This is a genomic window from Nonomuraea sp. NPDC050680 (genome assembly GCF_040654555.1).
Taxonomy (GTDB): Bacteria; Actinomycetota; Actinomycetes; order Streptosporangiales; family Streptosporangiaceae; genus Nonomuraea.
In genome coordinates this window covers 193,125-213,362 of sequence record NZ_JBFAIF010000011.1, presented here as the reverse complement: position 1 = coordinate 213,362, position 20,238 = coordinate 193,125, and the positions used below count along the sequence as shown (strand labels likewise).

General features: G+C 68.5%; 16 protein-coding genes. 6 read left to right on the top strand and 10 right to left on the bottom strand.

Annotation, left to right across the window (positions count from 1 at the left end):
* Positions 1-111 precede the first annotated feature (111 nt).
* Positions 112-1,191 (bottom strand): BMP family ABC transporter substrate-binding protein, encoded by a 1,080-nt coding sequence (locus AB0H88_RS31935; RefSeq protein ID WP_357650973.1) that lies wholly within the window; start codon positions 1,189-1,191, stop codon positions 112-114.
* 308 nt (positions 1,192-1,499) lie between these two features.
* On the opposite strand from AB0H88_RS31935, the gene AB0H88_RS31930 reads away from it, so the two are divergent.
* Positions 1,500-3,371, top strand: a complete 1,872-nt coding sequence (locus tag AB0H88_RS31930) for a Xaa-Pro dipeptidyl-peptidase (protein WP_357650971.1) — start codon at positions 1,500-1,502, stop codon at positions 3,369-3,371.
* A gap of 174 nt (positions 3,372-3,545) precedes the next feature.
* On the opposite strand, the gene AB0H88_RS31925 is transcribed toward AB0H88_RS31930, so the two are convergent.
* Positions 3,546-4,757 carry a M20 family metallopeptidase gene (locus AB0H88_RS31925; protein ID WP_357650969.1) on the bottom strand — a complete coding sequence of 404 codons (1,212 nt, stop codon included), beginning with the start codon at positions 4,755-4,757 and terminating at the stop codon, positions 3,546-3,548.
* A 501-nt stretch (positions 4,758-5,258) separates the two neighbouring features.
* On the opposite strand from AB0H88_RS31925, the gene AB0H88_RS31920 reads away from it, so the two are divergent.
* Positions 5,259-6,662, top strand: coding sequence for a peptide ligase PGM1-related protein (locus AB0H88_RS31920; RefSeq protein ID WP_357650967.1), 1,404 nt, complete (start codon positions 5,259-5,261; stop codon positions 6,660-6,662).
* On the opposite strand, the gene AB0H88_RS31915 is transcribed toward AB0H88_RS31920, so the two are convergent.
* Positions 6,622-6,825, bottom strand: a complete 204-nt coding sequence (locus AB0H88_RS31915) for a hypothetical protein (protein WP_357650965.1) — start codon at positions 6,823-6,825, stop codon at positions 6,622-6,624. The genes AB0H88_RS31920 and AB0H88_RS31915 overlap by 41 nt on opposite strands.
* A gap of 83 nt (positions 6,826-6,908) precedes the next feature.
* Between AB0H88_RS31915 and AB0H88_RS31910 the strand changes: the two genes are divergently transcribed.
* A complete protein-coding gene (locus AB0H88_RS31910) occupies positions 6,909-8,039 on the top strand; it encodes a D-alanyl-D-alanine carboxypeptidase (protein WP_357650962.1) in 1,131 nt (376 codons plus the stop codon).
* 29 nt (positions 8,040-8,068) lie between these two features.
* Here the strand turns inward: AB0H88_RS31910 and AB0H88_RS31905 are convergent, their stop codons facing one another.
* Both AB0H88_RS31905 and AB0H88_RS31900 read right to left on the bottom strand, forming a co-directional pair.
* Positions 8,069-9,004, bottom strand: a complete 936-nt coding sequence (locus AB0H88_RS31905) for a YihY/virulence factor BrkB family protein (protein ID WP_357650960.1) — start codon at positions 9,002-9,004, stop codon at positions 8,069-8,071.
* A 207-nt stretch (positions 9,005-9,211) separates the two neighbouring features.
* Positions 9,212-10,498, bottom strand: coding sequence for an amidohydrolase family protein (locus AB0H88_RS31900; protein WP_357650958.1), 1,287 nt, complete (start codon positions 10,496-10,498; stop codon positions 9,212-9,214).
* Positions 10,499-10,558: 60 nt separating this feature from the next.
* Between AB0H88_RS31900 and AB0H88_RS31895 the strand changes: the two genes are divergently transcribed.
* Positions 10,559-11,065: a MarR family transcriptional regulator gene (locus AB0H88_RS31895; RefSeq protein WP_357650956.1), complete on the top strand. Its 507-nt coding sequence runs from the start codon at positions 10,559-10,561 to the stop codon at positions 11,063-11,065.
* 167 nt (positions 11,066-11,232) lie between these two features.
* Here AB0H88_RS31895 and trpS read toward each other — a convergent pair whose 3' ends face one another.
* Together trpS and AB0H88_RS31885 are read right to left on the bottom strand one after the other, a co-directional pair.
* A complete protein-coding gene (gene trpS / locus AB0H88_RS31890) occupies positions 11,233-12,237 on the bottom strand; it encodes a tryptophan--tRNA ligase (protein ID WP_357650954.1) in 1,005 nt (334 codons plus the stop codon).
* A gap of 14 nt (positions 12,238-12,251) precedes the next feature.
* The gene (locus tag AB0H88_RS31885) at positions 12,252-13,565 is read right to left on the bottom strand and encodes a hemolysin family protein (RefSeq protein ID WP_357650952.1); all 1,314 of its coding nucleotides are present in this window, start codon (positions 13,563-13,565) and stop codon (positions 12,252-12,254) included.
* Positions 13,566-13,651: 86 nt separating this feature from the next.
* On the opposite strand from AB0H88_RS31885, the gene galE reads away from it, so the two are divergent.
* Positions 13,652-14,599, top strand: a complete 948-nt coding sequence (gene galE / locus AB0H88_RS31880) for a UDP-glucose 4-epimerase GalE (protein WP_357650950.1) — start codon at positions 13,652-13,654, stop codon at positions 14,597-14,599.
* Between the two features lie 262 nt (positions 14,600-14,861).
* On the opposite strand, the gene AB0H88_RS31875 is transcribed toward galE, so the two are convergent.
* Both AB0H88_RS31875 and AB0H88_RS31870 read right to left on the bottom strand, forming a co-directional pair.
* Positions 14,862-15,836 carry a malate dehydrogenase gene (locus AB0H88_RS31875; protein ID WP_357650948.1) on the bottom strand — a complete coding sequence of 325 codons (975 nt, stop codon included), beginning with the start codon at positions 15,834-15,836 and terminating at the stop codon, positions 14,862-14,864.
* 54 nt (positions 15,837-15,890) lie between these two features.
* On the bottom strand, positions 15,891-17,825 hold the full coding sequence (locus AB0H88_RS31870) for a serine/threonine-protein kinase (RefSeq protein ID WP_357650946.1): 1,935 nt from the start codon (positions 17,823-17,825) through the stop codon (positions 15,891-15,893).
* Between the two features lie 203 nt (positions 17,826-18,028).
* Here AB0H88_RS31870 and AB0H88_RS31865 point away from each other — a divergent pair, with 203 nt between their 5' ends.
* On the top strand, positions 18,029-19,198 hold the full coding sequence (locus AB0H88_RS31865; protein ID WP_357650944.1) for a saccharopine dehydrogenase NADP-binding domain-containing protein: 1,170 nt from the start codon (positions 18,029-18,031) through the stop codon (positions 19,196-19,198).
* Here the strand turns inward: AB0H88_RS31865 and AB0H88_RS31860 are convergent.
* Positions 19,178-20,215: a polysaccharide deacetylase family protein gene (locus AB0H88_RS31860; protein ID WP_357650942.1), complete on the bottom strand. Its 1,038-nt coding sequence runs from the start codon at positions 20,213-20,215 to the stop codon at positions 19,178-19,180. The genes AB0H88_RS31865 and AB0H88_RS31860 overlap by 21 nt on opposite strands.
* Between the last annotated feature and the right edge of the window lie 23 nt (positions 20,216-20,238).

The window sequence follows — 20,238 nt, the reverse complement described above, 5'->3', positions numbered from 1 at the left end:
ATCGCTCACCGCTCCTCAATCGCTCCGCTCACTGGTGTCTCCAAGAGCGGATAGGCCGAAGGCCCGGGGTCGGTCTGGACTCCGGGCCCTCGGTCAACGTTCCTACCTCAATTACGGCTTGGACGGAACCGTGATTTTGCCGTCGATGATGTCCTGCTTGGCGGCGTCCAGCTTGTCCTTGATGTCGTCGATCTCGCCACCGGTGGTGGCCAGGCCCACGCCGTCGACCTTGAGGTCGTAGATGGTGTTGCTGCCACCCTTGGCGCCACCCTGGAACGCCTTGACGAACTCGAACACGCCGACGTCCACGCGCTTGAGCATCGAGGTCATGATGACCGGCTGCAGGTCGGTCTCCTTGACCGTCTGGCGCTGGTCGGAGTCGACGCCGATGGCCTTCTTCTTGGCCGCGGCCGCCGCCTGGAACACGCCCAGGCCCGAGTCGCCGGCGGCGTGGTAGACGATCTCCGCGCCGTCCTGGTACATCTTCTCGGCCGCGACCTTGCCCTTGTCGGGGGACTTGAAGCCGCTGAAGTCACCGTCGGGGGTCAGGTACTTGACGTCGATCTTGGCGTCCTTCTTGACCGACTTCACACCGGCCTCGAAGCCCGCCTGGAACTTCTTGATCAGGTCGTTCTCGACACCGCCGACGAAGCCGACGTGGCCGCTCTTGGCCTTGGTCGCCGCGGCGACGCCCGCCAGGTAGGAGCCCTGCTCCTCGGCGAACAGCAGGCCGGTGACGTTGGCCGCGTTCGAGGCGGAGTCGACGACCGCGAACTGGATCTCCGGGTATTCCTCGGCCGTCTTCTTGATGTCGTCGCCGTAGGCGAAGCCGACGCCGATGATCGGGTTGTAGCCCGCGTCGGCCAGCTGGCGGAGGAGCTCGCCGCGGTTGGAGCCGTCGGCCGCGGGGCTCAGCTCCTTGATGTCGGCCTTGAGCTCCGTCTTGGCCTTCTCCAGGCCCGCGTAGGCGGCGTCGTTGAAGGACTTGTCACCACGGCCGCCGACGTCGAAAGCGAGGCCGACCTTGAGCGCGCCGGACTTCGGCGCCTCACTGGTGGCTCCGGAGGTCGGCGCCGCGCTGGACGTGGCGTCGCTTCCCGTGCCGCCGCTGCCGCCACAGGCCGCGGCCGCCATCAGCATGGCACCCGCTATCGAACCGGCCGCCATCCTGCCGAATCGCTTGCTGAGCAAGGCGACTCCTTTCCATTTCCCCGCCGTCAGACTTCGTCGCAGGCGCGAAGAAATGTACGGCAACCCTGCACGGAAGATAGTTGGTTGACCAGGGCGGACAAAACCGGCACACAGGGTCGCAACCGCTCCGTTATCGACATCACTCGTGTCCGTGACCTGAATCTGCGGATGCGGTCCGGGGAGCGGCTCGGGAAGCTTTACCCAACTTTGGACACCGGGGGGCCCTTGCCGTCAGGTCGATCATGGCAGAGATTCCTGATCAACGGTGGATTTTCATCCTGGAGCCCTACATGCATCCTTGGAAGGCCATGATCATTCCCATGGCCGCGGTCCTCATCGCGGCCATGGGCGCGGCGCCCGCCACAGCAGATACACCGACCGCCCCGGCTGAGGCGCCGGCAATCAAGATCGAGAACAACGCCACTCAGCCCGTCTTCTCCCGCGCCGACGCCGTCAAGCAGACGGTGTACGTCGAGGTCGCGGGGACCGACAGCGACAGCGACGGCCTGCCGGACCGCGTCGCCGTGGACATCCTGCGCCCGAAGGAGACCGACGAGGGGCTGAAGGTCCCGGTCATCATGGAGGCCAGCCCCTACTACGCGGGCGGCAACGACGTGCCGAACCACGTGGTGGACGTGGACGAGAACGGCAACCCGCTACCGACCCTGCGCTCGTACGCGAACAAGCTGGCGGCCGAGCCGTTCGACGGCTACTACGACAACTACTTCCTGCCCCGCGGCTACGCGATCGCGCTGGTGGAGAACCTGGGCAGCGGCCGCGCCACCGGCTGCCCCACCACCGGCGACCGCAACGAGACGGCCGGCCCGAAGGCCGCTATCGACTGGCTGAACGGCCGCGCGAAGGGGTTCACCCCTGAGGGCGCGCCCGTCTCGGCGACCTGGTCGACCGGGAACGTGGGCATGATCGGCGTCTCCTACAACGGCACGCTGCCCAACGCGGTCGCCTCGACGGGTGTCAAGGGACTGAAGACGATCGTGCCCATCGCCGCGATCTCCTCCTGGTACGACTACTACCGGGCGAACGGCGGCGTGCTGGCGGCGGGCGGCTTCCAGGGCGAGGACGCGGACGTGCTGGCCAAGTACGTGCTCACCCGCGCCGACGGGCAGCAGGTCTGCGGCCCCGTCATGGACTCCCTGACGGCGACACAGGACCGGGTGAGCGGCGACTACAGCCGCTTCTGGAACGCCCGCAACTACCTCAACGACGTCGACAAGGTCAGGGCCAGCGTCTTCGTCGTGCACGGCCTCAACGACTGGAACGTCAAGACCAAGCAGTTCGCCCAGTGGTGGTACGCCCTGTCCAAGCGCCACGTGCCCCGCAAGATCTGGCTGCACCAGGGCACCCACATGAACCCCTTCAACCTGCGCACCGCCGAATGGCTGCGGCAACTGCACGGCTGGTTCGACTACTGGCTGTACGGCATCGACAGCGGCATCATGCGCGAGCCGCAGGCGGACGTCGAAATCGCCCCCGGCGAGTGGGGCACTCACGCATCGTGGCCACTTCCGGCCACCAAACCAGTGGCCCTGCACCTCGGCTCCGGCTCGAAGCTGAACGTCTTCCCGCAGTACGCGGCCCGCGAGTCCTTCGTCGACCAGAAGTCCCGCACCGCCGAACAACTGGTGGAGGCGGCCCCGGCCGCGGATCCCAACCGCCTGGCCTACCTGACGCCGGAGCTGCCGGCCGCGGTCCGGATCTCCGGCACCCCGACGATCTCGCTCCGAGCGGCCCGCGATGGCGGCTCCTCGCCGTATTTGACGGCCCTGCTGGTCGACTACGGCGCGGGCACCCGGGCGGACGGAACCCTGGTCCCGACAGGCGAAACCCTCTGCTACGGCGAAGGCGTCCCGGGCGACACGGGCTGCACGGCACTGCGCAGGCTGGGCACGGCCACCACGCCCTACAAGATCGTCTCAAGAGGCTGGCTGGACATCCGGAACCGCCACGACCCGGCGAGGACAGAGAGCGTCAGACCCGCCCAGGAATACACCTTCACCTGGGACTTCCAGCCAAAGGACTATCGGTTCGACCAGGGCCACAAGATCGGCCTGATCATCACGTCAACGGACCGGGACTACACGCTCCGGTACCCGGAGGGCTCGAAGTTCACCGTCAACCCGGCCAAGTCATCCCTGATCCTGCCGGTGGTCAGGCCATAGGGCGGCCGGGGCCAAGAATGCGCACGTCACGGCGCTCAACCCGGTAAACCGGAGGAGCGTTTCCCTGGACAGACGCCAGCCCCGCCCAGAAGGGTGGGGCTGGCCCATGCTTGCCGTAAAAGAAGAATCACTGCCGACCGCGAGGGAAGATCAAGCACGCACCGTCAGCGCAGATCAAGCAAGGACAGAATCGACGACCGGCTCCCAGAGCGCGGTCAGGGCGGTGGCGGCCATGAGGCGGACGCCCAGGGCGATCGCCGCCTCGTCGATGTCGAACGTCCCCTGGTGGATGTCGTACGTCACGCCACCCGGCGAGCGCGTGCCGAGCCGGGCCAGCGCTCCCGGGATCGACTCGAGGTACCAGGCGAAGTCCTCGCCGCCGAGCGACTGCTGCGTGGGCACCACCGCGCCCGGCCCCAGCGCCCGCTCGACCGCCTCGGCCAGCATGTCGACGCTCATCTCGTCGTTGACGACGGGCGGCACCCCGCGGGTGTATTCCATCGTCGCGTCGATCCCGTAAGCGCCGGCGACCGACTCCAGCAGCGACTTGATCAGGTCGGGCGCCGCGTGCCAGGCGTTCTCGTCGAGGCAGCGCACGGTGCCCTCGGCCACGCCGTCGTCGGGGATCGCGTTGGCCGCGGAACCGGCCTGAACCTTGCCCCAGACCAGGCTGAGCGAGGAGCGCGGGTCCACCCGGCGCGAGAGCGCGGCGGGCAGTTCGGTGAGGATCTTGGCGAGGGCGAAGACCAGGTCGGCGGTGAGGTGCGGGCGGGCCGTGTGGCCGCCGGGACCCGACACCCTGATGGCCAGCTTGTCGCAGGCGGAGGTGATCGGGCCGGGCTTGAGCCCGACGTGGCCGAGGTCGACGCGCGGGTCGCAGTGGAGGCCGAAGATGCGCTCCACGCCGCTGATGCCGCCGTGCGCCATGACCTCGAGCGCGCCGCCGGGCAGTTCCTCGGCGGGCTGGAAGATCAGGCGGACCCGGCCGGGCAGCAGGCCCGCGGCGGCCTGCTGGGCGAGGAAGATCGAGGTGCCGAGCAGGATCGTGGTGTGCACGTCGTGGCCGCACGCGTGGCAGGCGCCGGGGACGGTCGAGCGGTAGGGCACGTCTTTCTCGTCGTGCAGCGGCAGCGCGTCGATGTCGGCGCGCAGCGCGACCGTGGGGCCGTCTCCGCTGCCCACGTCGCAGATCAGGCCGGTGCCGCGGGGCAGCACCGACGGCACCAGGCCGGCGGCGGTGAGCCGCTCGGCGATGCGCTGAGTCGTGCGATATTCAGCGAAGGCCAGCTCAGGATGCATGTGCAAGTCGCGGCGGAATGCCACCAGCTCCTGATCGGTCTCCGTCAGGAACGCGTCGAGTTCCCCCCGAAGCTCACGTCCCCGCATGAGTTCACCGTCCTGTTCCATTGCCACGCGATCGTCAACTGCCCGAAGTCGCACGGCTTATAGCGCCGTAAATCGTCCTTTGGCCTCGCTGCGGTCGGCTGTCCGGTCAGAGCAGCCGTCCGGCGAAAATGCCGCACCCACAGGTTTCGGTGCCAGAGATCGTCAGCACGGGGTTGTGATCCCCTCCTGAGGACAACCCACTGCGGAACACGGCGGTCGGCCATGAACCCGAAGGCGATGTTCCAACTTTATCTCTTGCGTGTGGCTTCGCGCCGACAGAAACCCCGAAAGCCGGGCGACTGCATGCCCGTAACCGCAGGTCGTCACCGTGCGTGAGGACGCAGATGATCTGGAAAATAGTCACAAGGGATCATTAGATGGTGACCCGTGGACGTGACTTCCAAACGTGGTCTGCGCTTTCGAATCCTGTCACCTCCCGTCATGGTCATGACACTCCGGCGATGGATGCTTTCGCGTAGAATGCGTGTTTCACTCGAAAATATGATCACTAAAATCCCGTTCGGGGAGAAGTATGCCGGGTTGTGCATCTTCGAGCCGAGCGAGGGGACCCTGGTGGTCGTACCCTCGCTCTCTCTTCCGCAGGACGAGCTGCGCCGCATCACCGGAGCCAGATGTTACGAGGAGCGCCTGCTCTTCCTCCTCCTCACGCTCCGCGAGCCCGGCGTCAAAGTGATCTATCTCTCCTCCGCGCCCATCGATCCGGACATCATCGCCTACTATCTCGGCTTCCTGCCTGATCCGGATGACGCCGCCAAACGGCTGCGGCTGATCAGTCTCGACGACCCGCACTCGCAGCCGCTGACCAGGACCCTGCTCTCGCGGCCCGAGGTGGTCGAGCAGGTGCGTTCGGCGATCGACGGCGACGCGTGGATGGTGCCGTTCGTGCTGAGCGAGCTGGAGGAGGAGTTCGCCGCGCTGCTGGGCATCCCGGTGTACGGCCCGGCCACCTCGCTCGCCTACTACGGCTCCAAGAGCGGCTCCCGCGAGGTCGGCCAGGAGGCCGGCGTGCCGATGGCCCGCGGGTTCGGGGATCTGCACTCCTTGGCCGAGATCGAGGACGCGATCGAGGCTCTGCCGGGCGAGCGGGTGATGGTCAAGCTGAACGACGGCTACTCGGGTCTCGGCAACGCCATCGTGCCCAAGGGCGATCTGCCGGGGACGAGCTTCTCCGCGTACGGCGAGACCTGGAAGAGCTTCACCGCGAAGATCCGCGAACGCGGCGCGGTCGTGGAGGAGTTCATCGAGCACCGCCCGCTGCACTATCCCAGTGCGCTGGCCCGCATCACCCCCGGCGGCCGGCACAGCGTCGTGGCCACCCACGACCAGGTGCTCGGCGGCGCCAACCAGGACGTCTACCAGGGCTGTACGTTCCCGGCGGCGCCGGAGTACCGGGCCGAGGTGGGCGCGTCGGCCGAGCGGATCGCTCGTGTCATGGCGGAGCGGGGCGTGGTGGGACTGTTCGGCATGGACTTCTTCGCGCTGGAGACCGACGCCGGATACGCGGCGCTGCTGTGCGAGGTCAACCTGCGGATCGGCGGCACCACGCATCCCTTCGGCGCCGCGGTGCTGACCACCGGCGCCTCCTACGATCCGGGGACCGGGCTGCTCATGGCCGGCGACCAGCCCAAGTACTACACCGCGACCGACAACTGCGCGGCCGGCTGCCTGCGCGGCCGCTCCCCCGGCCAGGTCGTGCGGATGGTCGAGGCGCTCGGTCTCGGCTTCGATCACACCCGTCGTACGGGAAACGTCTTCCACCTGCTCGGGGCGCTCCCCGAGCACGGCAAGCTCGGCTTCACCACGATCGGCGACTCCCGCGAGGAGGCCGACGAGCTGCACCGGCTCACTCGCCGCGCGCTCTGCGGAGCCCCTTCCAGCCGATGACGGCCAATACGATCGCGAGTACGAGGTTGACCGCGATCAGGATGCCGTGCACCACGTAGAAGCTCGTGGGATGGCCGTCTGCCAGGTTAAACCCGAGGTTGATCCACTCGAACACCATGAACACGCCGAGCACGATGAGGAATCCGGCGATCTTTCGCGACATGACCACTTCTCTAGTATCAGGGGCCGATCATCAGGGGATGTGTCGGCACATGTGCAATGACACGAAGCTACGCTGAGACCGCCATGCTGATGAAACCGGTGCCCGTCTCGGCACTCCTCACGGCACTCCTCGCGACGGTCGCGCTCACGGGGACCGCCCATGCCACGCCGACTCCTACCCCGACGCCGAAGCCCGTCGGCGGGGAACTGCTGGGCAGCCGCGGTTTGGTGAGGCCCGCCGGCATCAAGGCACCGCCGAAGTCCAAGGCCACCTCGTACGTGATCGCCGACCTGGAGACCGGCGAGGTGCTCGCGGCCAAGGACCCGCATGGGCGTTACCTACCGGCCAGCACGCTCAAGACGCTCACCGCGGTCACGCTCATCCCCAAGCTGGACAAGAACCTCACGGTCAAGCCCAGCCGGAACGCCGTCGACCAGGAGGGCACCGCCGTCGGCCTGACGACCAAGCCGCTCTACAAAGTCGACGACCTGTTCAAGGCGCTGTTGATGTCGTCGGGCAACGACGCGGCGATGGCCCTGGCCGAGGCGAACGGCAGCCTGTCCAAGACCATGCGCGACATGAACGCCGAGGCCAAGCAGCTGCAGGCGAACGACACGGTGGCCAAGACGCCCAGCGGGCTGGACAAGCCGGGGCAGAGCAGCTCGGCTTACGACCTGGCGCTCATCGCACGAGCCGGCCTCGGTAACCCCGACTTCCGGCGATATATCAGTACGAAGACTGCCAAGTTTCCGGCGCCCAAGAACTACTACGAGATCAGCAACCACAACAAGCTGCTGTGGCGCTACAAGGGCATGATCGGCGTCAAGAACGGCTGGACGTCCAAGGCCCAGGCCAGCTTCGTCGGCGCCGCGACACGTGGCGGCCATACGATCATCGTGACCATCATGCGGCACGAGGGGTACTTCTGGGAGGAAGTGGCGAGCCTGCTCGACTGGGGCTTCGCCGCCCGGGGCAAGGTCACGGCGGTCGGCCGGCTCGTCGACCCGCTGCCGGTCGAGCTGCCCGCGCAGCAGGCGACCACCTCGCCGGTCGTCACCGGGCCGCCGGCCACGGCGCCGCTGCTCGACTCGGCCGCCTCGAAACAGACGGACACCAGCCGTACGGTGGGCTCGATCGTGATCGGGGGCGGGCTGCTGTTCGGCCTGACCTGGCTGGGCTACGGCATCCGCCGCCGGCGCAGCTCACGACGCTGAGGCCCCCGGCGCAGCTCGCGACGCCGAGGTCAGGCGACCCCGTTCGAGGGGATGGGCGAGGTAGACGGGATGGGCGAGGGTACGGGCGGCGGGCAGAGCCCGGCCGTGGCGGTCCAGGCGGCGACGTACAGGACGAACCTGGCGGAGAAGTTGATCCAGACCAGCAGCCCCACCATGACGGCGAACGCGCCGTAGATCGGGTTGCTCAGCGTCTGCCCCAGCAGCAGCGACGCGACCTGCTTGAGCAGCCCGAACCCGATGGCGCCGAGCAGCGCCCCCCTGGCCAGCACCCGGAAGGGCTGGGTGGCGCGGCCCACCCAGCCCAGCAGGATCAGGAACAGCACCCAGTCGGCGGCCGCGCTGGCCAGCAGTCCCACCAGCCAGAGCGTGCCGGTCGTCACCGGCGCGCTGCCCAGCCCGAGAGTCACCGCGACCTTGGTCGTCGCCTGCGTGGCGGCCCCGCCGATCAGCACCGACACGATCATGGTCACGCCGATCAGGAGCAGGGAGACGAGGTCGCGCAGCTTGGCGACGAAGAAGCTCGGCGGGGGGACCGTGGTCATCGACATCTCCCACAGCGCCCCGCGCAGCGCGTCCACGGCGCCCAGCCCCGCGTAGAGCAGACCGGCCAGCCCGATGATCCCGGCGGTCGCCCTGGCCTGGGCGATGGCCTGGAGGTCGATCTGGTCGGCGAGTCCGGGCAGCTGGTCCTTGATCGCCGACTCGAGCGTGCTGATGGCGTTGTGGTCATAGGACAGGACATAGCCGAACAGCGCGTACGCGAGCGCGACCAGCGGGAAGAACGACAGGAACGCGAAGTAGGTCACCGCCCCGGCCAGCCGGTCGCCGAACCGCAGCTGGTAGCGCTGCACGGTCCTCATCAGGTGGTCGATCCAGAGGCGGCGGACCCGCCAGGACTCGATGATGCGGCCACCGCGGGCCTTGGCCGACTCGACGCGTGCCATCACCTTCGCCAACACCTGCCGCGCGCCGCCTTCCGAGGTGCCCCGCCGTCGCCAGGCCCCTGCCCTGGCTACCGCTCTTCTACCACGGAGCCTGGCACCCAGGAGCTTCGCGCGGGTGGTGAGCGAGGCGCGATCACGATCGCGGCGGAGCTACGAGCGCGATCACGATCGCGGCGGAGCTACGAGCGTGACGCGCTCGCGGCGGAGCTACGAGCGTGACGCGCTCGTGACGGCGCGGGCGGACTCCGCGAGCTTGGCGAGCACCTCCGTGACATCGTGGTGCAGCAGCCTGCCGTCCCGCTTGACCACCCGCCCGCCCACCAGGACGGTGTCGACGGCACTGGTGTCGGCGTTGAGCACCACCGCCCCGATCGGGTCGTGCGCGGCCGCCATGCCCAGCGTGCCGGTACGCAGCAGCACGAGGTCGGCCTGCTTGCCGACCCGCAGCGAGCCGACGGTGTCACCGAGCCCCACCACCTCGGCGCCTTCGATGGTGGCCATCCGCAGCACGTCACCGGCGCGGAACCCCAGCCCCTGCCCGTCCGGGCGGCCCCGCTCCAGCGCGAACGCGGCCCGCATCAGGCTGAACATGTCACCGGGCGCGCACGTCACGGTGTCGATGCTGAGCGAGGTCGGAATCCCGGCGGCCCGCGCCCGCCCGCTGATCGGGTAGCCGAGGCCGAGGGCCATCTCGTCGATCGGTGACACGGACACGCCGCCGCCGCTGTCGGCGATGAGCTTGAGCTGGTCGTCGCTGTAGTGGTTGGCGTGCACGTACGTCGTGCGCGGCGCCAGCAGCCCGTTGGCCTTCAGGAACGCGAGCCCCTTGGTGGAGCTCTCCCTGCTGTGGCCGCCGAGATGCGCGGTGACGGGCAGGTCGAGCTCGCGGGCCAGCCGCCACTCCGCCAGCGCGTCGTCCTCACTGACGATCTCCGGCCCGAGAGCGGCGATCGCCATGGTCACCAGGCCGGCCGTGCCGAAATGCTCGTCATGGACCCGATGCCCCTCCTTGTGCAGGTTCTCGCGCGGCCCGCCGTGGCAGTAGCCGAAGATCGCCCTGATGCCCGACTCGCGCAGCGCCCGCACGGCGGAGTCGGTGTGCTCTGGCGTGAACTGCACGTGCGACCAGTCGAGCAACGTGGTGATCCCGGCGTCCAGGCACTCCAGCGCACCGGCCAGGTTGCCCGCGTAGACGTCCTCGGGCCGGTAGCCGGGAGCCAGCTCACCCAGGACGCGCTGCAGATATCCGCCGAACGTGATGTCCGGCGCGATCGCCCTGATGCCGGCCTGCCAGGTGTGCCGGTGGCTGTCGACGAACCCCGGCAGCACGATCATCCCGCTCGCGTCGACGACCTCCGCCCCCTGCACCTCGGGCAGGTCAGGCCCCACCTCGGCGATCCGGCCACCCTCGACCCGTACGTCCACCCGCCCGAGCACGACAGGCTCCGGCTCGGTGTCGACGACGATCCCGTTCTTGATCACAGTTACTGTCATGCCAGAAAGCTTAGTAAGAAGCTTTTCAGAAAGCAATATGCCGCCAAGTATCCTCGATCCATGAAGCACGATGACGTCGACGCGATGGTCCCCCGCTGGCAGAACTCCGGCCTGTCGTCGTCGCTCATCGCCGACCTCGAACTGAGCAAGCGCATGTCCCGCCTCAACATGCTCTTCGAGACGGCGATCAAGGCCGAGCTGGCGGACCTGGGCCTGACCTATGCCGAGTTCGACGTCCTCGCCGCCCTGGCCCGCACCGGCCCCCCGCACCGGCTCAAGCCCAGCGAGCTGTCCAAGGGCCTCTACCTCACCTCGGGCGGCACAAGCAACGTCCTGCAGCGCCTCACGGCAGCCGGCTACGTGGAGCGGGCGGCGAACGCGGGCGACGCGCGCAGCCGCTGGGTCCAGCTCACCCCCGAGGGCCTGAGCCTGGCCAACACCGCCCTGGAGGTCTCGGGGAAGGCCCACGAAGAGGTGATGGCGGGCGTCCCGGAGGAAACGGTACGGAAGGCGGCGGACGCCCTCCGGGAGGTCCTCCTGGCCGTGGGCCGCCGCCGCTTCCGCTAGCCACCCGCAGCGAAGAAGCCGGCGGCGCGAATGGTCTCCGCCGCCTTGACCTCGATGGCGACGATCTCACCCGCGTTGTTCTCGAGGAGCCCGCCATGGGTGGCGTCGGCGATCTGCCGAAGCTCTGCCTTTAGATCTGCCGAAGATCCATCCGGCGTTCGCGCTGGTCAGAGGCGTGGCAGGAACCCGACCCGGTCGCGGACCTCGGCCATGGTCTGGCGGGCCACGGCGCCGGCTCGCTCGGCGCCGATGGCCAGCAGCCGGTCCAGCTCCGCCTCGTCGGCCAGCAGCTTCTCTGTGCGCTCCCGGATGGGCGTGAACGTCTCCACGACGGCCTCCGCCACGTCCTTCTTGAAGGTCCCGTATCCCTGCCCCGCATAACGCGCGACCAGGTCGGGGATCGGCGTGGCCGTGAGCGCGGACAGGATGCGCAGCAGGTTGGAGATGCCGGGCTTGCCGTCCTCGTCGAACAGGACCTCCGAGCCGGTGTCCGTGACCGCGCGCATGACCTTCTTGCGCAGCGGCCCCGGCTGCTCCAGCACGTCGAGGATGCCGGCCGGGCTGGAGGACGACTTGGACATCTTGGCCGTCGGGTCCTGGAGGTCGGTGATCTTCTCGACCTCCTTGAGGATGTACGGCTCCGGCAGGGTGAAGGTGTCGCCGAAGCGGTGGTTGAAGCGCTGGCCGAGGTCGCGGGTGAGCTCCAGGTGCTGCTTCTGGTCGGCGCCGACCGGCACGCTGTTGGCCTGGTAGAGCAGGATGTCGGCCGCCTGGAGCACCGGATAGGTGAAGAGCCCGACGCTGGCCGCGTTCTCCCCGGACTTGGCGGACTTGTCCTTGAACTGCGTCATCCTGGCCGCCTCGCCCATGCCCGTCAGGCAGATGAGGATCCAGGCCAGCTCGCTGTGCTCGCGCACGTGCGACTGGACGAACACGGTCGAGCGCTCGGGATCGAGCCCGGCGGCGAACAGCTGCGCGGCGGCCACGCGGGTGCGGCGGCGCAGCGCGGCGGGCTCGGTCGGCACCGTGATCGCGTGGAGGTCGACGACGCAGTAGAAGGCGTCATGAGTCTCCTGCAGCGTCACCCATTGGCGGACCGCACCCAGGTAGTTGCCCAGGTGGAAGGAGTCTGCGGTGGGCTGGATGCCGGAGAGGACACGAGGTCTGGCCATAGCAGCCAATTGTGTCAGGAATCCAGCTCGGGCGGCGACTCGACCGCCGGACGACGCTTCACCCTCACCCTGGCGATACGGCGTCCGTCGAGCTCGATGACGGTCAGCTCGAACCCGGGCACCTCCACCATCTCCCCGACGGCGGCCACGTGACCGAGCATGGACATCACGAACCCGCCCAGCGTCTCGTACGGCCCGTCGGCCAGCCGGATGCCGGTCTCGGCGGCGAAGTCGTTGAGGTTCGTCAGGCCGTCGATCTCCATCTCGCCCGCCGGGAGGACCACGGTGTCGCCCTCGACGTCGTACTCGTCCCTGATGTCGCCGATAAGCTCTTCGACCAGGTCCTCCAGGGTGACGATGCCGGCCGTCCCGCCGTACTCGTCGACGACGATGGCCAGGTGATGACCCTCGTCGCGCATCTCCGAGAGCGTGGTGAGCAGGCGTTTGGAGGCCGGTACGAACTTGACCGGCCGGATCGGCACCAGCTCGCTGATCGGCTCGATCCGCCCGGTGAGCACCGGGTCGAGCAGGTCCCTGACGTGCACGAACCCGATGACCTCGTCATACGACTCGCGGTAGACGGGAAACCGCGAGTGCGGCAGCCCCGAGGCCAGCACCGCAGCCTCCGCCAGTGTGGTGTCGGCCTCCATGAACTCCACCTCGGTACGGGGCAGCATGACCTCGCGGAGCTGGCGCTTACCGGCGGCGAACACCTCCGCGATCAGCTTGCGCTCGTCGGCGGTCAGGTCGGTGTGCCCGACGACCATGTCGCGCAGTTCCTCGGTGGTGACCTCCTCCCGGTCGGCCTGCGGATTGCCGCCGAGCAGCTTGACCACGCCGTCGGTCGACTTCGACAGCGCCCAGATGACCGGGCGCGACAGCATGGCGAGGCGGTCGAGGAAGGGCGCCACGACCAGCGAGAGCCCCTCGGCCCGCTGCAGGGCCAGGCGTTTGGGCGCCAGCTCGCCGAGCACGAGAGAGACGTACGAGATGGCCAGCGTCACCAGCACCAGCGCGAGTACGGGTGCGACGGCGTGGGGCACATTCCACCGTTCGAGCACGGGCACGAACTGCAAGCCGAGCCGGTCGGCGCCGAACGCGGCCGACAGCATGGTGGCGACGGTCACCCCGATCTGCACGGCGGACAGGAAGCGGTTGGGGTCCTGGGCGAGCTTGGCGACCCGCTCGCCGCGGCGCCCCTTGTGGGCGAGCTTGCGCACCTGGCTCTCCCGCAGGGAGACCAACGCCATCTCGGCGGCGGCGAAGAAGCCGCCGACGAGGATGAACAGAAGGACCAGCGCGATATTGGCCGCGAGGGTGTCAAACATGGTGGTTGGCAGCGTACTCGGCACGTTTCCCGCGTATGCTGAACACCGAGCCCGACAAAATCAAACATATAGCCACAGGAGTGCACATGAGATTGCTGGTCACCGGAGGCGCCGGATACGTGGGCAGCGTCGTCGCGGCGCAGCTCGTCGAGGCGGGCCACGAGGTGACCGTGCTCGACGACCTGTCGACCGGCCACGAAGACGCCGTGCCAGAGGGGGCGCGGTTCGTCCGCGGGTCCATCACCGAGGCCCACGACGCGTTGACGGGCGTGGAGGCGGTGCTGCACTTCGCGGCCAAGTCACTGGTCGGCGAGTCGGTGGAGAAGCCGGGCCTCTACTGGTCGCACAACCTCGGCGGCACGCTGGCGCTGCTCGACGCGATGCGGGAGCAGGGCGTACGCGGGATCGTGTTCTCCTCGACCGCGGCCACGTACGGCGAGCCCGAGCGCTCCCCCATCCTGGAGAGCGACCCGACGCGGCCCACCAATCCGTACGGCGCCTCGAAGCTGGCCGTGGACACCGCCCTGACCGCCTACGCGGGCCTGCACGGGCTCGGGGCGGTGAGCCTGCGCTACTTCAACGTGGCCGGCGCGTACGGCCGCTTCCGGGAGCGGCACACCATTGAGACCCATCTCATCCCGAACGTGCTCAAGGTGGCCACCGGCGAGCGCGAGTCGGTCAGCGTGTTCGGTACCGACTACCCGACCTCCGATGGCACGTGCGTGCGTGACTACGTCCATGTGGCCGACCTGGCGGTCGCCCACCTGCTGGCGCTGGAGGCCCTCGCCCCCGGAGAGCACAAGATCTACAACCTGGGCAGCGGCGCCGGCTTCTCCGTCCAGGAGGTGATCTCGGTCTGCCGCGAGGTCACCGGCCATGACATCCCCGCCGTCCTCGGGGCGCGCCGGGCGGGCGACCCGGCCGTGCTGGTCGCGTCGTCCGAGAAGATCCAGCGCGAGCTGGGCTGGAAGGCAGAGCGCCCCTCCCTGCGGGAGATCGTCTCAGACGCTTGGGCGGCGCTTTCCGGGAAATAGGTATAGGAAGTCTCGATATGTGCTGTGATATCGAAATGTGAGGAGCTTTTCACCAAGGGTCACGAAGATAGTCTTCGGCGTCCTCGTTGTGCTGGGTAGCCTCGCGGCGGCGGCGGGGGTGCTGTTCGCCACTTCCCCGCCGAATCCTCCCGCGGGAATCACCATGTGCCCCTAGCCGCACAAAAGGGAAATAGGCCGCAAATCGTACATATAACCAAAAGACGCGCGCCCGGAAACGGACGCGCGCCTTGTCAGGGACGGATCAGATCAGGCCGAGCGAGGCCACCGCGTCGCGCTCCTCGGTGAGCTCTTGGACGCTGGCGTCGATGCGGTCGCGGGAGAAGGCGTCGATCTCCAGGCCCTGGATGATCTCGAACCGGCCCCCCGCCGCCCGCACCGGGAACGACGAGATGAGGCCCTCGGGCACTCCGTAGGACCCGTCGGAGACGACGGCGGCCGAGGTCCAGTCGGTGCCGTTGACCCAGTCGTAGACGTGGTCGATCGCGGCGTTGGCCGCGGAGGCGGCGGACGAGGCGCCGCGGGCCTCGATGATGGCGGCGCCGCGCTTGGCCACCGTCGGGATGAAGGTGTCGCGCAGCCACTCGGACTCCACCTGCTCGGCCGCGATCTTGCCACCGACCTCGGCGTGGTAGAGGTCCGGGTATTGAGTGGCGGAGTGGTTGCCCCAGATGGTCATGTTCTTGATCTCGGTGACCGGGACCTGGAGCTTGGCGGCGAGCTGGGACAGCGCGCGGTTGTGGTCGAGGCGGGTCATCGCCGTGAAGCGGTCGGCCGGCACGTCGGGCGCGTTCTGCTGGGCGATGAGCGCATTGGTGTTGGCCGGGTTGCCGACGACCAGGACCTTGATGTCATCGGCCGCGTGCTCGTTGATCGCCTTGCCCTGCGGGCCGAAGATGCCGCCGTTGGCGCCGAGCAGGTCGCCGCGCTCCATCCCGGCCTTACGCGGCATGGCGCCGACGAGCAGGGCGACGTTCGCGCCCGCGAACGCGACGTTCGGGTCATCGGTGATCTCGATGCCGGACAGCAGCGGGAACGCGCAGTCGTCGAGCTCCATGGCGGTGCCCTCGGCTGCCTTCACCGCCTGCGGGATCTCCAGCAGACTGAGCTTGACCGGGACATTCGGGCCGAGCAGCTGCCCCGACGCGATGCGGAACAGCAGTGCGTAGCCGATCTGACCGGCGGCTCCGGTGACGGTCACCTTGACGGGCGTGGCCATGGCCTTCCCCTAACTCGCAGGATGAATCATTGACTTTCGGATGCTACCCGTTCGTCATCCGCAGGAGACCATCGAGGGCGTTTCCACCTCCGGGGTGAAGTCCACGTTGGCGAAATGCCGGGCCAGCAGGCTCTTGACGACGCCCTTGCGGTAGAGCTCGGCGATGATCCCGTTGGCCGCCTTGCAGGTCTTCACGTCTCCGTGCTTGATACCGATGGCGTAGCGCTCGTCGTTGAGCTTGGCGCCGAGGATCTTGAAGCGCTGGTTCTCGCGGCTGGCGAAACCGGCCAGGATGAGGTCCTCGCCCGGAACCGCGTCGACCTCGCCGCTCTTGAGCAGGTCCATGCACCGCGCGTAGTCGGTCGCCGCGACGAGCTCCACCTTCACGCGGGCCTGGACATTGCCGACGGACGGGCTGTCGGGGGCGCAGATCTTCTTGCCCTTGAGGTCGTCGATCGAGTCGATGGAGTCGCCGTCGCGGACCAGGAGGTCGTGGTGGGCCACATAGTACGGGCCGGCGAACTCGACACCGCTCTTGTCGATGGAATAGGTGGCGATCACCAGGTCCACGGTGCCGCCGTCCAGCGCCTTCTCCCTCTCGAACTTGGGAATCCTGACGAACTGGGTCTGCTTGGCGCCGAGCTGCTCCGCGACGAGCTTGGCCAGCTCGATGTCGAAGCCCTCGAAGCCGCCGCCACGTTCCAGGGAGACGCCGGGCAGGTCGCCCTTCACACCGATCACGATCTTCTTCGTCTGCGCCACCTTGTCGGCCACGGAGGTGAAGGTGTCCGGCGGGGCGGGATGGGGCGAGGGGTTATCGCCGAGCGCGAGCTGGAGCCAGTTGTTCTGCACGGCCACGATCGAGGCGGCGGCGATCAGCAGGATCGCCGCGACCAGCGCGACCCACCCCGCTCGGCGGCCGCGTGGCGTGGGCCGGCCGGGGTTCGGGCTGGCCGCGGTCGACCGCTCGTCCAGGATGCGAGGCGGCGGCGTGGAGCCGGTCGCCCAGGGGATCGGCTCGCCGCCGGTCACGGAGGACTGCTCCGGCGGATGCATGAGCTGCGCCTTCGACGGCGAACCCGTGCCGTGCGTCCCGGCCGTCACCCTGATGAACGGGGTGGTGTCGTCGCTGGCCACCTGTACGCCCCGGGTCAGCACGGCCGTGGAGGCGCCGACCGTCTCGGGCTGGCCGAGCAGCCGCAGCAGGATCTGGTCGGCCGAGGGCCGCTCGTCGGGCGACTTCGACAGCGCCGACCGCACCACACCGCGCAGCGGCTCGGGCAGCATGGACACGTCGACCTCGTGGTTGAGGATCCGGTTGAGCACCACCGCGATCGAGTTGCCCTCGAACACGGTCTCTCCGGTGGCCGCGAACGCGATCACCGCCCCCCAGGCGAACACGTCGGTATAAGGCCCGACATCGTCGCCCGCGATCTGCTCGGGAGCCATGTACGCGGGCGTCCCGATGGCCCGGCTGGTGATGGTGCCGCTCGAGTCGATGATCCTGGCGATGCCGAAGTCGACCACGCGCGGCCCGTCGGCGGCGATCAGCACGTTGTCGGGCTTGAAGTCGCGGTGCACGATCGAGGCGTGGTGGATCGCGGTCAGCGCGGTCGCCGTCCCGATCGCCAGCCGGTCGAGCGCCGTCCCCCGCAGCGGGCCGTCGTCGTCGACGATGTCCCTGAGGGCGCGCCCGTCGATGTACTCGCTGGCGATGTACGGCGTGTCGCCGTCGAGATCGGCCTCGATCACCCGGGCCGTGCAGAACGACGCCACCCGCTGCGCGGCCTTCAGCTCCCTGGCGAACCGCGACCTGGCGATCGTGTCACCACTGAACTTGACATGCAGCAGCTTGATCGCAGCCTGCTCCCCCTCATCGGTGACGCCCAGGTAGACGATGCCCTGGCCGCCTTCCCCAACCCGGCCGACCAGCCGGAACGACCCCAGCCGGCCGGGGTCGCCGGCGACCAGCGGCGAGATCTGCGGCATTCATCTTCCCCACGTTCAAACAAAGCCCAACGACGCAAACTTTACGACGCTCAGTAAGCTCTCAGGGAACCGTTAACCGTTCGTGACGTCACGGTTTGTCGCCAGGAGCAGTATGGCCACCCGCCATCACCATGGTGAGGAGAAACGCCGAATTACCCCAGAATAGGGCGAAACTACGAGAAGCACCGAGGAGGCTCGGGATTATGGCCCGTACGTACGACATCGTGCTGTTCGGCGCGAGCGGCTTCACCGGCGCGCTCACCGCGGCCTACCTCGCCAAGACGGCCGGTCCCGAGGTGCGCTGGGCACTGGCCGGGCGCGACCGGGCCAAGCTGGAACGACTCGGCCTCGACGTCCCGATCCTGATCGCCGACGCCACCGACCCCGCCTCGCTGGCCGCGATCGCCCGCGCGACCCGCGTCGTCGTCACGACCGTCGGCCCCTACATCCGGTACGGCGAGCCGCTCGTGGCCGCCTGCGCCGCGGCCGGCACCCATTATCTGGACCTGACCGGCGAGGCCGAATTCGTGGACCGGATGTACGTCAGCCACCACCGCCAGGCCACTGCGACGGGCGCCAAGCTGGTGCACGCGTGCGGCTTCGACTCCATCCCCTACGACCTGGGCGTGCTCTTCACGGTCGACCGGCTGCCGGAGCACGTGCCGCTCAAGGTCAGCGGGTTCCTCAGGAGCGAGATGCGGGCGTCGGGAGGCACGCTGGCCTCCGGGATGACGATCGTCTCGCGCCCCCTGCAACTCCTGGAGGCGGCAGCCCGGCGGCGCGCGGCCGAGCCGCCGCCGCCCGGCCGCCGGGTCAGCTCACTGCCCGGCGGCCTGCGCTATGTCGGCGGGTGGGCGCTGCCGATGCCGAGCCTGGACCCGCTGATCGTCGGCCGCTCGGCCCGCCTGCTCGACCGCTACGGACCCGACTTCACCTACCGCCAGTACTACGCCGTCAAGACCCTGCCCGCCGCCCTCGCGGTGGCGGCGGGAGCGGGGACGATGGCGGCGCTCGCGCAGATCCCTCCGGTACGCGACTGGATGGCCGGCCGCGTCAAGCCCGGCGACGGGCCCACCCCCGAGCAGCGGGCCCGCAACTGGTTCAAGGTCACCATCCTCGGCGAGGGCGGCGGCCAGCGGGTCGTCACCGAGGTCGCGGGCGGCGACCCCGGTTACGACGAGACGGCCAAGATGCTCGGCGAGTCGGCGCTCTGCCTGGCCTTCGACGACGTGCCGGAGATCGCCGGCCAGGTCACCACCGCCTCCGCGATGGGCCGCCCGCTGATCGAGCGCCTGCGCCGGGCCGGCATCACGTTCGGTACGCGAGGTGAAGGCACCGGGCCGGCGTCACCTTCAGTACGCGAGAGCCCGTGAGGTGAAGGACGTCCGCAGGAACGGATTCTTGAACTTGGGGAAGGCCACGGTCAACGGGTCGCCGTCCGAGGTGTAACGCATGTCCGGGTTGCTCTTCAGCCAGTCGAGCCAGGCCACGGAGCAGAACTGCTTGCAGTCACCCTTCTTGTCCATCGCCCTGATGCGCGGGATGCCCAGCGGATCGAAGGACTTGCTGAACGGCGCGGGCGCGGGCGTGTAACCGGCCAGGAAGACTCCCTTGTGGTCATAGGTGACGTCGCCGAGCTTGCCGTGCATGGCCCACTTCTTGTTGTGCGGCTGGTTGCCGTACGGCAGGGCCAGGGTCACCGGCTTGACGAAGGCCAGGGAGCTGATCATCGTCTGGATGGTCGCGATCTGCTCCTCGACCTCCTTCTCCGACCGGCCCCGCAGGTTGACGTGGTCGCGGGTGTGGTTGCCGATGTCGAACCCGTTGTCCTTCAGCCAGAGCAGCATCTGAGCCTGCTCGTCACGCTCGGTCTTGCCGAACATGTCGCGGGTGACGTACATCGTCGCCACCGGCCGGAAGCCGGGATTCTTCGCCGCCACGTCACGCAGGATGCCGATGGCGGTGTCGGGCGCCAGGTTGCCCATCTCGTCCAGCGTGAGCTGTGAGGGCGAGGAGTCGTCGAAGGTCAGCACGACCGCGTGCTTGCCCGCCGGGATGTCGATCTTGCCGGTGACGTACTCGGCGGCGGTGATCGGCACGTACCCGTCCTTGACCAGCCGCTCGAGATCTCCCCTGAACTGCTCGGGAGTCCGGTCGTCGGTGGTCGACGGGTTCTTGATCACCCGGTGGAACATCAGCACCGGGATCTGTCCCAGCTCGTTGGCCTTCACCTTGGCGGCCAGCGCCAGCTGAGCGGCCTTGGCCTGCTTCAGCTTGGCCGCCGTGTTGGCCGCGGTGTTCACCGGCCGGGCGGCCGGTTCCGAGCCACAGCCGCACACGACCGCCGTGACCGCGATCAGCCCCACCCCACTCAAAAGACGCAACCGCATCCGAACCCCCTGGGCCACCTATG